We start from the raw sequence: 14,071 nt of genomic DNA on the forward strand, positions 1-14,071 counted from the left end.
GCTATCGCGAAATCTTCGAAGCGATATCTGCGATCGACTTCATGACCGCGTCCCGCACGCCGGTATCATAGAGCGAATGGCCGGCTTCTTCCACGATGCGAATCTCGGAACCCGGCCACACTTTCGCGAGCGCCTGCGATGTCTCGGGAGGGCACAACAGATCGTAGCGGCCCTGGACGATGATGCCGGGAATGCCGTCGAGCTTGCCGGCGTTCCGCAACAACTCGTTCTCCGTCATGAAGCTGTCTTGGACGAAATAATGCGCCTCCATGAACGGCGTCGCCGGCAATGTGCGCCACACGTTCAGCGACGCCAGATCCAGCCGTGTCTTTGCCGCCTTGTGCTCCGACAAGGCGCGTTCGGTATCGTGCCAGGCGCGCGAGGCCGGGCCATGCACCGCCGGATCGGGATCGAGGATGCGGCGATAGTAGGCTTCCACCGGTTGCGCGCGCTCCTCGACCGGCAGCACGCTCAGAAAATCGTCGTAGAGCGCGGGGTAGAATTGCGACAGGCGGGAGGTGAAGGCGATCTCGACTTCAGCACGCGTGCCGAGAAAGGTCGCGCGCAGCGCAATTCCGGAGACGCGCTCGGGATGCGCCTGCGCATAAGCCAGCGCCAGCGTCGCGCCCCAGGAGCCGCCGACCACCATCCAGCGCGCGACGCCGAATTTCTCGCGGATCTTTTCCATGTCCGCGATCAGATGCTGCGTGGTGTTGTGTGCGCGCGATCCCTTCGGCCGGCTGCGACCGCAGCCGCGCTGGTCGAACAGCACGGCCTGAAAACGGTCGGGATCAAACAGCCGGCGGTGGTCGGGCTGGCAGCCGCTGCCGGGGCCGCCATGCAGATAGACCGCCGGGATTCCGTCGGTGCGGCCGACGCTCTCGACATAGAGCTCGTGGCCGTCGCCGACGTCGAGCATTTCGGAGGTCAGCGGTGCAAAGGGATCGGCGCGCTTGACTGAGCTGGCCGCGTCGGCGTCAGGCACCATTCTCGGATTCCAGGGTGCCGCCAGCGAAATTGCGATAGAGGAAGCGGTTGGTTTCGCCCTCAGCCTCGCGCTCGGCCTGCTTGAAGATGGTCTCGTGCAGCGGCGACAGCGCGCAGGCGGGATCGGTGTTGGCGGCGTCGCCGGTCAGCGCAAAGGCCTGGCAGCGGCAGCCGCCGAAATCGATCTCCCGGAATTCGCAACTCTTGCACGGCTCCTTCATCCAGCCGGTGCCGCGGTAGCGGTTGAAGGCGTCCGAGTTCTGCCAGATCCAGGCGATCGACTGGTTGGAGCGCACGGATTCGAAGTCGAGCCCGGTGATGCTCTCGGCGGCGTGGCAGGGCAGCACCTTGCCGGCCGGCGAAATGTTGAAGAACTGCCGACCCCAGCCGCCCATGCACTTCTTCGGCCGCAGCGCGTAATAATCAGGCACGACATAGTCGATCGTGAGCCGGCCCTTCAGCCGCTCGCGCGCCTCCTCGACGATGCGGGTGCACTCGTCGAGCTGCGCCACCGTCGGCATCAGCGCGGCGCGGTTCTTTAGCGCCCAGCCGTAATATTGGACATTGGCGACCTCGAGCCGGTCGGCGTCGAGGTCCACCGACATCTGGATGATATCAGACAGCTGGTGCAGGTTTTGCCGATGCATCACCGCATTCACGGTGAGCGGCAAATCGAGCTCGCGCGTCCATTTTGCGACTTCGAGCTTCTTGCGGTGCCCGTTTTTGTAGCCGCCGACGCGGTCGGCGAGGGCTTCTTCAACGCCCTGAAAACTGATCTGGACGTGGCAGAGCCCGGCATCGGCAAGTTCGCTCAACCGCTCACGCGTCAGCAGCACCGCCGAAGTGATGAGGTTGGTGTAGAGCCCGACGTCGCTCGCATGCTTGACCAGCTCGACGAGGTCCTTGCGCGCCGTCGGCTCGCCGCCGGAGAAATGCACCTGCAGCACGCCGATCTCGGCGAGTTCGCTCAATACCTTCTTCCATTCCTCGGTCGTCAGCTCCTTGCCCGAGCGGTCGAGCTCGACCGGGTTGGAGCAATAGGGACATTGCAGCGGGCAGCGATGGGTGATCTCGAGCAGCACGGCGAGCGGAATGCCGAACGTCTCTGCCGTCGAGCGGCTCTTCTCCAGCACCGCGAGGCTGTCGCTGGCGTCGGGCGGGATGGTGGGATTGCCGAGCACATCGCTCATGACGTCTTCTCCCGGGCCTCCGTGAGAAAGCCCTTGTCGGCGAGATCCTGCAGCATGACAATGACGTCGGCCAGGATCGCCTCGCGCGGCGCGGCGTATTTTGTCGCGAGTTGGTCGGACATTTCGCCGACATTGCGCTCGCCGTCGCAGAGCTGCAAGACCTCGACCGCGATCTCGTCCGGCGCCAGCACGCGTTCGGGCGCCAGGATCACCCAGACTTTTCGCGTTTCGTCATATTTCAGCTTGGCGTGCCGCGGCAGAACCGGCCGGCTGGTCTCGCTGACGCTGATGTGACGCGGCCCGGCCATCGGTGGTTCCTCAGCTCGCCCTTCGGTGTTCTTGGGGCACGAACGCGCCCGGCGGAATATGGCCCTCGACATAGGCGTGTTGCAACGCGTCGAGCTGCACCCATAGCACGTTGGTCTTGAAGATCAGCGCATTGCAGACGGACGCGCGTTGCTCGGGCGTGACGGCATGCGCCTTGACATAGTCGAGCGCAAACCCGGCGTCGCGCGGCGCCTGCGCCAGCCGGCGCTTGAAGTAGCTCATGATATCAGGATTGACGAAGTCGTAGTGCTCCAGCATCCCGGAGATGCGCTCTTCGTGCAGGTTCGGCGCGAACAATTCGGTGAGCGAGGACGCGATCGCCTCCAGCGGCGACTTCTCGCGGCAATAATGCACATAGGCTTCCACCGCAAAGCGCGTCGCCGGCAGGATGCCTTCGGTCGATTCCACGTAAGCTGTGTCCAACCCGAGGCCTTCGGTCAGCTTCAGCCAGCGCTCGATACCGCCTTCGGAGCCGATGTCGCCGTCATGATCCTCGATGCGGTGGCGCCATTCCAGCCGCGTGGCGCGGTCGCGGAAGCGCGAGATCACCACCGCGTCCTTGATCGGGATGGTGCTCTGGTAATAGTAGCGGTTCAGCGCCCAGGCCTGCACCTGGCCCTTGTTGAGCTTGCCGCCATGCAGCAGTCTATGGAACGGATGCAGGCTGTGATAGCGCGTCGCACCGATGTGACGCAGCGTCGCCTCCAGCTCCTCGGCGCTAGTGAGCCTGATGTCCTTGCCGATCGAGAGCGCGGTCATTCCAGTCAGTGACGCGGCATTCACAGCACGATCTCCGTTCCGTCCGCGGGTATCTGCCAGCCCGCCGCTTCAGCGGCCTTGCGCTCCGGGGAAGCGGGCAGCAGCGCCGGATTCGAATTATTGATATGCAGAAATATCTTCCTGTCGAGTGTGAGGTCGGCGAGCCGCGCGATGGCGCCGTGGTCGCCGGACATCGCGACGTGGCCCATGCTTTTGCCGGTCTTGTGGCTAAGCCCGGCCTTGATCATCTCGTCGTCCTGCCACACCGTGCCGTCGAAGAACACCAGCGCAGCGCCGTCGATCTCGGCCTTGAGCGCGTCGGTGACCTCGGCGCAGGCGGCGATGAAGTAGAAGCATTTGCCGGTTGCTTTGTCGGTGATCTTCAGCCCCAGCGTATCGCCTTCGCCGCTGTCGCCGCCCGGATGCGTCTTGCCTTCCAGGTACCAGGCCGATTTGCCCGAGACCGCGAAGGGCAGCACCTCGAGTCCTGAGCGCGCCCCGTCCGGCAGCCGCGGCTCGAACGGCTCATTGATGCCGATCGGCTGGCGCTGCACGTTCTTCTCGTTCAGCACATTGAAGATGCTGTTCGCCTTCAGGATCGCCAGCACCTTCTCGTGCGCATAGACCGTGAAGGGCGAACCCTCGCGCATCGACAGCAGGCCGGCCACTGCGTCCACCTCGCTGTTGGTCAGGATCACGCCTGCGATCGGCGTATGGCGCAGCGCGCCTGCCTTCGGATGCAGCTGTGGCGTCGCATTCAATTGCTGGCGGAGGTCGGGGGAGGCGTTGATCAAGAACCAGTGCTCGCCGTCGCCGCTGAAGGCGACCGAGGCTTGGGTCCGTTGCAGCTCTTGGCCGTTATCACGGGCCGTCCGGCAGCCCTCGCAGCCGCAATTCCATTGCGGCACTCCGCCGCCGGCTGCGGCGCCCAGGACGACGACGCGAAGCATGATCCGTCTCCTGGAGGCAATGTCGCGAGGTGGACCTCACGCAAACACAAATCCTGTCTTCCGGACATGCATCGTGACCGAAAGATCCACCTGCGCAGAACGCGAACTCACCAACCGCTTACTTGCGGGTGGCGCTCACATACATGTTGATTTCCATGCCACACGGCACTTCGACGATCTTCGGGGCTTTCCAGGCCATTTTCGGCTCTCCATTTTCGAGAATTCGGACGTATCCGCCCACCCTTAAGTTAGTGCGGGTGGAAAAGTTCGCCAGTGAAATTTTCCCGAGAAAGCCATGTTGCGGCGCGAAAAAATGCCGCCGGAACGATACTTGCTGGTGATGCTGCCTTGCGCCCGGCGCATTCGGTCGCGAACCCTGTCCTGATAAAGCAGTTGTGAGTGCAGTGCAGCTTTCAATCCGGTACAGGCGACCCAACTGGAACTTCGTGATGCCTAGATATTTCTTCAACACCCGTATCGGCGACGAACTGATCGTGGATCCTGAGGGAGAGGATTTGCGCAATCCCGATCGCGCCTGGGAGGTTGCCCGCCAGATGATTCTGGAGGTGCTGAGATCGGAAGGCACCCAGCCGGCCCTGCTTGAGGCCGTCATCGAGGTCACCGACCGCGAAGGCGAGATCGTGCTCGAATTCCCCTTCACCGAGGCACTCCTGGACATTCCGGACCAGTCCGCCACCCGGCATTAAGACTTGCTCTCGCCACCGTCGCAATGGCGGAGGAATCCCTGCGAAATCCGCATGGCTTTGCCGCGTTCCCGGGGCTAAAAGACGCCGGTTACACGGAGCAAGTCATGCAAGATCTCTGGCGCCTGTCGGCGGCCGACCTCGCCAATCTCGTCAAAACCAAAAAGGTCTCCGCCAGGAGGCCGCGCAGGCCGGCCTCGCCCGGCTCGACGCCGTCAATCCGAGCCTCAACGCCGTGATCGACCACCGGCCCGAGGACGTGCTCAAGCAGGCCGACGCCGTCGATGCCGCCATCGCCAGGGGCGAGGACCCCGGCATGCTGGCCGGAGTGCCCGTGACTATCAAGGCCAATGTCGACCAGGAGGGCTTTGCCACCACCAACGGCCTCAAGCTCCAGCGCGACCTGATCGCGCGCGAGGACAATCCGGTGGTCGCCAATTTCCGCAAAGCCGGCGCCGTTCTGCTTGGGCGCACCAATTGCCCGGCCTTCTCCTATCGCTGGTTCACCACCAACCTGGTCCACGGCGACACCAAGAACCCCCGCGACGCCTCGCTGACGCCGGGCGGCTCGTCCGGCGGCGCGGGCTCGGCGGTCGCGGCCGGCATCGGCCATATCGCCCATGGCACCGACATTGCCGGCTCGATCCGCTATCCCGCCTATGCCTGCGGCGTGCATGGCTTGCGCCCGACCTTGGGCCGCATCCCGGCCTTCAATCCGGCCCTGCCGGAGCGCCCGATCGGGCCGCAGATCATGGCGGTGTCGGGGCCGCTGGCGCGCACCGTCAACGACATCAGGATTTCACTCGCGGCCATGTCGGCCCGTGACGCCCGCGATCCCTGGTTCGTGCCGGTGCCGCTGGAAGGCCCCGCGCGGCCGAAGCGCGCCGCGCTCTGTCTCAACCCGGACGGCCTGGCCACCGCGCCCGAGGTGAAGGCCGCCGTCATCGACGCCGGCAAGCGGCTCGAACGGGCCGGCTGGACCGTCGAGACAATCGAGAATACCCCGCCGATGCGCGAAGCGGTCGAGTGGCAGATCAAGCTCTGGCTCGGCGACGGCTATGAGGCGCAGCTCGAGATGGCCGAGCGTGAAGGCGATCCCGGCGCGCTGGCGTGCCTGCGTGGCAACCGTGCCAGGGTCACGCCGATGGACCAGGCCAATTACGCCAAGGCATTGACCCGCCGCGCCAGGCTGACCCGCGACTGGATGCTGTTCTTCGAGACCTATGCCGTGCTGCTGACGCCGGTCTCCGGCGAACTGCCGTTCCCCGATCATCTCGACCGCAAGGACGACTCTTCCTTCAAACGCGTCTGGGAAGCGCAGTTGCCGCAGATCGCCATTCCCTTCATGGGCCTGCCGGGCCTCGTGGTCTCCACGGGCCTCGTCGGCAAGGCGCCGGTCGGCGTGCACATCGTGTCGGGCCGCTATCGCGAGGATCTCTGCCTGCTCGCAGGCGAGGCGATCGAGGCGGGCGGCGTGCCGCCGTCGCCGATCGATCCCGTAGGTTAGCGATGTCCGCGATCTACGACTTCAAGGCCAACTCGCTTCTCGGCGAAGAAGTGCCGATGCGCAGCTTCGAAGGGCAGGTGCTGCTGATCGTCAACACCGCGAGCAAATGCGGCTTCACGCCGCAGTATCGCGGGCTGGAGGATCTGCATCGCGACCTGTCCCCGCGCGGCTTCTCGGTGCTCGGCTTTCCCTGCAACCAGTTCGGTGCGCAGGAGCCAGGGCAGGCGAGCGAGATCCAGGCGTTCTGCTCGACCAATTACGACGTCACCTTTCCCCTGTTCGAGAAGATCGACGTCAACGGCAGCAATGCCCATCCGTTGTATGAGTACCTGAAACGCCAGCAATCCGGCCTGCTGGGCGCCTCCATCAAATGGAATTTCACGAAATTCCTGGTGGACCGCGCCGGCAAGGTGGTTTCGCGCTATGCGCCGACCGCGCGGCCCGAAGGATTGCGGCAGCAAATCGAGACCCTGTTATGAGCGAGACAATCATGAGCGACGAATTTCCGGACCGCCTCTCGGTCGATCCGAACAGCCCCTTTTACAATGCGGACATTCTGGCGCGCGACGTCGGCATCCGCTTCAAGGGTGTCGAGAAGACCAATGTCGAGGAATACTGCATCAGCGAAGGCTGGGTCCGCGTCACCGCTGGCAACGCCAAGGACCGCCACGGCAACCCGCTGACCATCAAGGTGCACGGCCCGGTCGAGCCGTATTTCAGGGATAAGAAGTAGTTTTGGAATGCGAAGCGTGCTTGGGGCACGCCGTCATGCCCGGGCTTGTCCCGGGCATCCACGTTCTTCGAGCGGCTAAGACGTGGATGGCCGGGACAAGCCCGGCCATGACGAGAGGAGGGAGCCCGCAGAAAGCCAAACCCCATGTCCGTCCGCATCGTCGACGTCCGCGAGATCACGAAGCCGATCTCTTCGCCGATCCGCAACGCCTATATCGATTTCACCAAGATGACGACGAGCCTGGTGGCCGTCGTCACCGACGTCGTTCGCGACGGCAAGCGCGTCGTCGGCTACGGCTTCAACTCCAACGGCCGCTACGGGCAGGGCGGCCTGATCCGCGAGCGTTTTGCCTCGCGCATCCTGGAGGCCGATCCGAAATCGCTGCTGAACGCGGCCGGCGACAATCTCGACCCCGACAAGGTCTGGGCCGCGATGATGACCAACGAGAAGCCGGGCGGTCACGGCGAGCGCTCGGTCGCGGTCGGCACCATCGACATGGCGGTGTGGGATGCGGTCGCGAAGATTGCGGGCCAGCCGCTGTTTCGCCTGCTGGCTGAGCGTCACGGCGTCAAAGCCAATCCGCGCGTGTTCGTCTACGCTGCCGGCGGCTACTACTATCCCGGCAAGGACCTCTCGATGCTGCGCGGCGAGATGCGAGGCTATCTCGATCGCGGCTACAACGTCGTGAAGATGAAGATCGGCGGCGCTGATATCGAGGACGACCGCACCCGCATCGAAGCGGTGCTGAAGGAAATCGGCAAGGACGCGCAGCTCGCCGTCGACGCCAACGGCCGCTTCGATCTCGAGACCGGCATCGCCTATGCCAAGATGCTGCGGGATTATGCCTTGTTCTGGTACGAGGAAGTTGGCGACCCCCTCGACTACGCGCTGCAGGCAGCCCTCGCCGAATTCTATCCGGGCCCGATGGCAACAGGCGAAAACCTGTTCAGCCACCAGGATGCCCGCAATTTGATTCGCTACGGCGGCATGCGCCCCGACCGCGACTGGCTGCAATTCGATTGCGCGCTGTCCTACGGCCTGTGCGAATACCAGCGCACGATGGAGGTGCTGAAAACTCATGGCTGGTCGCCGAGCCGCTGCATCCCCCACGGCGGCCACCAGATGTCGCTCAACATCGCAGCCGGCTTAGGCCTTGGCGGCAACGAGAGCTACCCCGACCTGTTCCAGCCCTATGGTGGCTTCCCCGACGGCGTCCGCGTCGAGAACGGCCACATCACCATGCCGGAGCTGTCAGGCATCGGCTTCGAAGGCAAGTCGGATCTCTACAAGGAGATGAAGGCGCTGGCGGAGTAGGGGGCGCGACGGCCACGCCATGCTTTCCGCTGTCATGCCCCGGCTTAACCGGGGCATCCAGTACGCCGTGGCGAATGTGGCGAGAGCGAGCCGCTTCAACGGAGGCCTCTGGAATACTGGATCGCCCGGTCAAGCCGGGCGGTGACACCGAGATTGTGGACGAACCAACGCAATCAGCCGAGGTCGTCCCTTACGACAGTCGCATATCCAACAGCCGCCGCCCTTCGCCCTTCAAGAGCTTCTTCACCGCGCTCGAGGCCACGACCTCGCCGTCATTGGCGTAGGCTTCGTGGTTCTTCTCGATGTCGTCGAGGCGGTAGAGGTAGTTGACCATCACGCCGGCGGACTCGCGCACGCCCTTCGGCGAGAGATCGCCTAACCAATTGATGCGCTCGAGGCGGGCGCCGTTGCCGAGATGGAAGCGCGCGACGGAGTCGATCAGCTTGCCTTTGGGTGTGCGCGCCTTCAGGAAATAGTGCGCCGCGAGCGGTTCGATCACGCCACGTAGCAGTGTCGTGGTCTCGGGGTTCTCGAACCATTTGGGATCGTCGAGGCGCTTCAGGATCTCGCGGTCCTCGTCCGACAGCGGCAAATCCTTGTCCTGCTTCACCCATGGCATGAAGCCCGGCACCGGCGACAGCGTCACGAAATTGTCGAGCTTGGGCAATTCGCGGCGCAGCTCCTCCACCACCTGCTTGATCAGGAAGCTGCCGAAGGAGATGCCGCCCAGACCGCGCTGGGTGTTGGAGATCGAGTAGAACACGGCGGTACGGGCGCGCTCGATCGGGACGGATGGGCGATCGACCGCGAGCAGCGGCGCGATCGCGCCGGGGATCGTCTCGGTCAACGCGACCTCGACGAAGATCAGGGGCTCGTCCACCATCGCGGGATGGAAGAAGGCGTAGCAGCGGCGGTCGACCGGATCGATGCGGCGGCGCAGATCGTCCCAGTCGCTGATCTCGTGCACGGCCTCATAACGGATGATCTTTTCGAGGATGTTGGCCGGGGTCGACCAGTCGATCCTGCGCAGCACGAGAAACCCCCTGTTGAACCATGACGAGAGAAGATGCGAAACGTCGCGATCGAGTGCGGCGAGATCGGCGTGCCTGTTCATCATGTCGAGCAGGTCGGCGCGCATCTTGACGAGATCGCCGGTGCCGCCGGGTGCGCGGTTGAGGCGGCGGATCAGCTCCTGCCGGCGCGGCTCGGAGGCGAAGTGCAGGGCGCTGGCATCCTCGTCGGCCGGCTTGGCGCGCCATGTCTCGATCGCCTTGGACAGGCGTTCCCGATCCGGGCCGAAATCGCGCACCAGGGCTTCGAAAAAGGCGCGACGTCCCGCCGCATCCAGGTCCTGGTAGATGTCGAGCACCTCACGCGCCATGGCGGTGCCGGAAGCTTCACCCCGGCCCGACAGCAGCGCGCCACAGAGCTCGATCAGCCCATCGGCGTCCGGCTTGGTGTCGGCAGAATCCCCGCGGCGAAGCAGCGTGCGGCCGCGCTCGGAGATGGTAGTAAGTAAGTCGGAGAAGAAGGCGTTGGCCATCGGGGCTTTCGTGTCGGGTTTGTGCGGTGCGGGAATCTTACACGGGATTTGGGCGGAATCCGATCACAATCAAGCGGGGGATTTTGGCAAGTTTAGCGGGGGGTGTGGATTTCCAGAATGCCGTCATGCCCGGCGAAGGAGGGACATCCAGTACGCCACGGCCTGCGTGCCGCGGGTGGCAGCCAGGGCGTCCCTGATCCGGGCCCCTCCTGCCAGCGCAAGGAGACAGCCTGCTCAGTGACCGGATTTCCTGAATTGGACCAGGCTGAACGAGCCGATACCGGTCGTCCGGACGAAAGCGAAGCCGGCCGAGTCCGCCAGCTTGCGATACTCGGCTTCGGTCCGCTCGCAACCGCCCGGTCCTCGCAGCATGTTGAGGTCGCTCATGACGCAGGAACGATCCTCGGGCGCCGTCGTTGCGCGCTCCGGCATGATCCGCTCGATCACGATCAACGTCCCGTCGGACGGCAGCGCGTTCCGGCAATTGCGCAAGATGATCCGGCAACGGTCGTCGTTCCAATTATGGAGAATGCTCTTCATCACAATCGTGTCGGCGCCGCTCGGAATATCTTCAAAGAAGCTGCCGGTGACGAAGCGACTGCGGCCGGCGATCCCGAGACGATCGAAATGTGTGCGCGCATCTGTCTCGCAACGCGCGAGATCGAAGACGATGCCCTCAAGGTGAGGGTTGTGCTGAACTATGGCGCCGATCAATTCGCCGGTGCCGCCGCCGATATCCATGACGAGGCGCGCTGCGGCGAAGTCGTGGGCCGTAACGATCTTCGGAACGATGGACCGCGTGAGGCTGACCATCGCAGCGTTGAACCGGCGGTTTGATTCCGGCGTATTGCCTGTGGCCGCATAACGGTCGTCGCCTTCTCCGCGCAGCTGGGTCGCGGTCTTTCCGGTGCGAACCGAATCGACCAGTCCGCTCCAGGATTGCGCGAGCATCTCGCCCTCAAAGAGAACCCAGTCCTTGAAGGATGGGTCGGCCGTCTCGCCGAGCTGCAGGCCGAGATCGGTCATAGCAAACCGGTCGTGGTCTGCCTGCCTACAAAGACCAAGTGTGGTCAGACCAACGAGCAGTCTGCGCAGAGCCCTTTCGTCGGCGGACACCAGCCGGGCAAGCTCAGCCACGGATTTCGCCTCGTCTCCGACGGCCTCCGCGAGACTAAGCTTCGCCGCAGCATAGATCACCGCGGTGATGCGATGCGACTGCACGAGATCAAGGACGGACGCTGGCCGGCTCATCTGTTGCCTCCGTTGCTGCGATCAATCGGTCGGGACAAACCCCGTTTCATGCACGATCGCCTTCCACCGGTCGGATTCGGATGCGATCAGCCGGGCGAAATCGTCCATCGCGATCACGTCCGGCTCGACGGCCAGCTTTGCCATACCGGCCCTGACCTCGTCGGTGCGAACGGCCGTCTGGATCGCGGCGCTGAGCTTATCGACAATCGGCGCCGGCGTCTTCGCTGGAACGAAAAACGCAAACCATGTGAGGTCCTCGAGCGAGGGGTATCCCGCCTCCCGCACCGTCGGTACCGCCGGAACGAACGGGCTGCGGCGCGGTCCAGTGGTCGCCAGCGCACGAAGATCTCCGGATTGGACAAGTCCGAGCGAGCTGCCGATCGGCATGACGGTCGCTGCAATCACGCCCTTGACCAGATCCTGAATCGCGCCACCGCCCTGATAGGGCACGTGGAGAAAATCGAAGCCTGCGCTGCGGCCCAGCATCGTACCGAGAAAATGCAGCGTGGTTCCGGCGCCCGGCGTGCCAAAGGTGGCAAGCTTCGGATTGGCTCGGCACCAAACAACGAAATCCGCCAGTGTCCTGACGTCGGCCGGAACCGCCGGGCCGACTGTCAGCAATGTCGGGGTCGAGGCGACGGTCGACACCGGCGTGAAATCGCGCGGCTGGTACCTCAGCGTCTTGTAGACGTGCGGAAAAAACATCATGAAGCCGAGCGGCGAGAACAGCATGGCCGATCCGTCGGCATCGGCGTTCTTCACCGCCTCCACCGCGATACGGCCGCCTGCTCCTGGCCGATTCTCGACCACGATGGTCTCCGCATAGCCGCTCATCTGTCCGGCCACGAGCCGCGCCATGGCGTCCTGCAGTCCGGGCGAGAAGCCCGTCAAAATGTGCGCGGTTTTGGAGAGCGGCTGTGCGAGCGCGCGCGACACGCGGTGCGAGGCGGAGCTCGCCACACAGGCCGCAGATGCGGCCAATACGCTACGACGCGTGATCATTCCCTGTCTCCCTGATCCATTTGGCGCTCAGAGCGGGTTCTACCGGCGGATGTGTCACATGAGGGACGAACGGGCTTGGTCGCCGGCTTACATTTTCCTTACCGGCAGCTTACTCTTACGCATCGCACGGATTTTGACGACGGACGGCGGTCTCGGGGAAGTCGCTTGCGCTATTTCTTCAACGATTTTTCACTCGACACTGAGCGGCGCGAGCTTTGTCGCGGGCCGGAGGTCGTCGCCATCGCGCCGCAGGTGTTCGACCTGCTTCGTTATCTGATCGGCAACCGCGAGCGCGTGGTCAGCAAGGACGACCTGATCCGCGCCATCTGGCATGGTCGCGTCGTCTCCGACGTCGCCCTGACCACGCGGCTTGATGCGGCGCGCAAGGCGATCGGCGATTCCGGGGACGCGCAGCGCTTGATCAAGACATTTCCGCGCAAGGGCGTCCGCTTCGTCGCGGAGGTGCGCGAAGTGCCTACAACTGCGACTGTCGCGCGCTTGCCGAGGCCCGCCGCAGGCAAGCCGTCGCTCGTGGTTCTGCCTTTTGCCAATCTGAGCCCCGATCCCGCCCAGGACTATTTCGTCGACGGCGTGACCGAGAGCCTGACCACGGATCTGTCGCGAATGGCCGGTATCTTCGTGATTGGCTGCAACACCGCCTTCACCTACAAGGGCGTGCATGTCGATCTGAAGCAGCTCGGCCGCGAACTCGGCGTTCGCTACGTGCTCGAGGGCTCCGTGCAACGGGCCGGCAGCCGAATGCGCATCATCGTCCAGCTCATTGATGCCGAGACCGGAAATCATTTGTGGGGCGACCGTTTCGACAAGCAGGTAGCAGATCTTTTCGACATGCAGGACGAAATCGGTGCGCGTCTTGCCAATCAATTGGGAACCGAGCTCGTCAGGGTAGAGGCACGGCGCGCTGCGCGTGCGCCACATCCAGATCCGACCGACCTTTATTTCCAGGGCATGGCGTATCTGAATCGCGGGACGGATCCCACGAGCCTGTCGCAGGCTCGCCCGTTCTTCGAACAAGCGCTCCTGCTGGACGCTTCAAACGTTGAAGCTATGGTGGGAATCACAGACGTCGATACGATGCGGGCGACCTCCATGCTGATCGACCGCACGGCGCCTCTGCAAGTGGTCGAAGCGTCCTTGACCAGGATACTTGGCCACACGCCCAATCACGCGAGGGCACATTGCCTGATGGGCGTCGTCCAGATTTTCACGAACCGCGCCGCCCAAGGCATCGCCGAGTGTGAGCGGGCGTTGGTGCTGGACCGGAATCTTGCCACGGCCCATGCGTGGATCGGACTTGGCAAGTGCAATCTGGGCCGAGCCGAGGAGACCGAAGCGCACGTCATGGAGGCTTTCCGACTCTCTCCCCGCGATAACAAGGCCTCTTCCTGGATGAATACGGCAGGAGTCGCGCAATCATATCTCGGCGCCGATGAGGCTGCCGTTCGTTGGTTCAAGCGATCGATCGAGACCAACCGTAATATTGCACCCTTTGTCCATTTTTATCTCGCCGCCGAGCAGGCGCATCTCGGTGAGATCAAGGAAGCGCGGACTCATATGCAGGCGGGGCTGACGCTCGCTCCGGGCTTCAGCATCGCCCAATTCCACGCCAGTTCGCCAACGGATCATCCAACCTGTCTTGCGCAGCGAGCTCGTATCGCCGTGGGGTTACGCAAGGCAGGTCTTCCCGAAGAATAGATATTGCGCGGCTCGTCGAGGCCAAAGGGGCCGCCGGCCATCGCGTATTCTGGCGAACCGGGCCCGCAGGACGATCGGCAGCCCGCCT

Annotated in this window: 14 protein-coding genes and 1 pseudogene; 6 read left to right on the forward strand and 9 right to left on the reverse strand. The window is 63.8% G+C overall.

From position 1 onward, the window contains the following. Position 1 precedes the first annotated feature (1 nt). The 6 genes from pip to pqqA form a co-directional block, all read right to left on the reverse strand. A complete protein-coding gene (gene pip, locus AB3L03_RS25545) occupies positions 2-988 on the reverse strand; it encodes a prolyl aminopeptidase (protein ID WP_317245839.1) in 987 nt (328 codons plus the stop codon). Further along, a complete protein-coding gene (gene pqqE, locus AB3L03_RS25550; protein WP_368507191.1) occupies positions 978-2,177 on the reverse strand; it encodes a pyrroloquinoline quinone biosynthesis protein PqqE in 1,200 nt (399 codons plus the stop codon). The genes pip and pqqE overlap by 11 nt, the downstream gene beginning before the upstream one ends. Continuing rightward, complete coding sequence (gene pqqD, locus AB3L03_RS25555) at positions 2,174-2,485, reverse strand: pyrroloquinoline quinone biosynthesis peptide chaperone PqqD (protein WP_368507192.1); 312 nt, start codon at positions 2,483-2,485, stop codon at positions 2,174-2,176. Before pqqD ends, pqqE begins: the two co-directional genes overlap by 4 nt. 10 nt (positions 2,486-2,495) lie before the next feature. After that, complete coding sequence (pqqC, locus tag AB3L03_RS25560; protein WP_368507193.1) at positions 2,496-3,287, reverse strand: pyrroloquinoline-quinone synthase PqqC; 792 nt, start codon at positions 3,285-3,287, stop codon at positions 2,496-2,498. Continuing rightward, positions 3,284-4,213 (reverse strand): pyrroloquinoline quinone biosynthesis protein PqqB, encoded by a 930-nt coding sequence (pqqB, locus tag AB3L03_RS25565; RefSeq protein WP_368507194.1) that lies wholly within the window; start codon positions 4,211-4,213, stop codon positions 3,284-3,286. The genes pqqC and pqqB overlap by 4 nt, the downstream gene beginning before the upstream one ends. Before the next feature lie 118 nt (positions 4,214-4,331). Further along, a complete protein-coding gene (gene pqqA / locus AB3L03_RS25570; RefSeq protein WP_007595659.1) occupies positions 4,332-4,412 on the reverse strand; it encodes a pyrroloquinoline quinone precursor peptide PqqA in 81 nt (26 codons plus the stop codon). A 250-nt stretch (positions 4,413-4,662) separates the two neighbouring features. Here pqqA and AB3L03_RS25575 point away from each other — a divergent pair, with 250 nt between their 5' ends. From AB3L03_RS25575 to tarD, 5 genes and pseudogenes are all read left to right on the forward strand, one after another. Continuing rightward, on the forward strand, positions 4,663-4,920 hold the full coding sequence (locus tag AB3L03_RS25575) for a hypothetical protein (RefSeq protein WP_007613759.1): 258 nt from the start codon (positions 4,663-4,665) through the stop codon (positions 4,918-4,920). A gap of 104 nt (positions 4,921-5,024) precedes the next feature. Then, positions 5,025-6,424: pseudogene (locus tag AB3L03_RS25580) on the forward strand (amidase family protein). A gap of 2 nt (positions 6,425-6,426) precedes the next feature. Then, positions 6,427-6,903: a glutathione peroxidase gene (locus tag AB3L03_RS25585; protein WP_018454085.1), complete on the forward strand. Its 477-nt coding sequence runs from the start codon at positions 6,427-6,429 to the stop codon at positions 6,901-6,903. Further along, positions 6,900-7,157, forward strand: a complete 258-nt coding sequence (locus tag AB3L03_RS25590; RefSeq protein WP_007613756.1) for a DUF3297 family protein — start codon at positions 6,900-6,902, stop codon at positions 7,155-7,157. Before AB3L03_RS25585 ends, AB3L03_RS25590 begins: the two co-directional genes overlap by 4 nt. A gap of 144 nt (positions 7,158-7,301) precedes the next feature. Continuing rightward, a complete protein-coding gene (tarD, locus tag AB3L03_RS25595; protein WP_368507195.1) occupies positions 7,302-8,471 on the forward strand; it encodes a D(-)-tartrate dehydratase in 1,170 nt (389 codons plus the stop codon). A gap of 190 nt (positions 8,472-8,661) precedes the next feature. Here tarD and AB3L03_RS25600 read toward each other — a convergent pair whose 3' ends face one another. The 3 genes from AB3L03_RS25600 to AB3L03_RS25610 all read right to left on the reverse strand — a co-directional run bounded on the left by AB3L03_RS25600 (position 8,662) and on the right by AB3L03_RS25610 (position 12,267). Further along, positions 8,662-10,014, reverse strand: a complete 1,353-nt coding sequence (locus AB3L03_RS25600; RefSeq protein WP_085351884.1) for a malonyl-CoA decarboxylase — start codon at positions 10,012-10,014, stop codon at positions 8,662-8,664. Between the two features lie 234 nt (positions 10,015-10,248). After that, positions 10,249-11,265 (reverse strand): methyltransferase, encoded by a 1,017-nt coding sequence (locus AB3L03_RS25605; protein ID WP_368507196.1) that lies wholly within the window; start codon positions 11,263-11,265, stop codon positions 10,249-10,251. A 21-nt stretch (positions 11,266-11,286) separates the two neighbouring features. Further along, the gene (locus AB3L03_RS25610) at positions 11,287-12,267 is read right to left on the reverse strand and encodes a tripartite tricarboxylate transporter substrate binding protein (RefSeq protein ID WP_085385340.1); all 981 of its coding nucleotides are present in this window, start codon (positions 12,265-12,267) and stop codon (positions 11,287-11,289) included. 165 nt (positions 12,268-12,432) lie between these two features. On the opposite strand from AB3L03_RS25610, the gene AB3L03_RS25615 reads away from it, so the two are divergent. Beyond that, entirely contained in the window at positions 12,433-13,983 is a 1,551-nt protein-coding gene (locus AB3L03_RS25615; RefSeq protein ID WP_368507197.1) for a winged helix-turn-helix domain-containing tetratricopeptide repeat protein, read from the forward strand. The last annotated feature ends 88 nt before the right edge of the window (positions 13,984-14,071 follow it).

Origin of the sequence: Bradyrhizobium lupini (genome assembly GCF_040939785.1) — a bacterium.
In the GTDB taxonomy this organism is placed as follows: domain Bacteria; phylum Pseudomonadota; class Alphaproteobacteria; order Rhizobiales; family Xanthobacteraceae; genus Bradyrhizobium; species Bradyrhizobium canariense_D.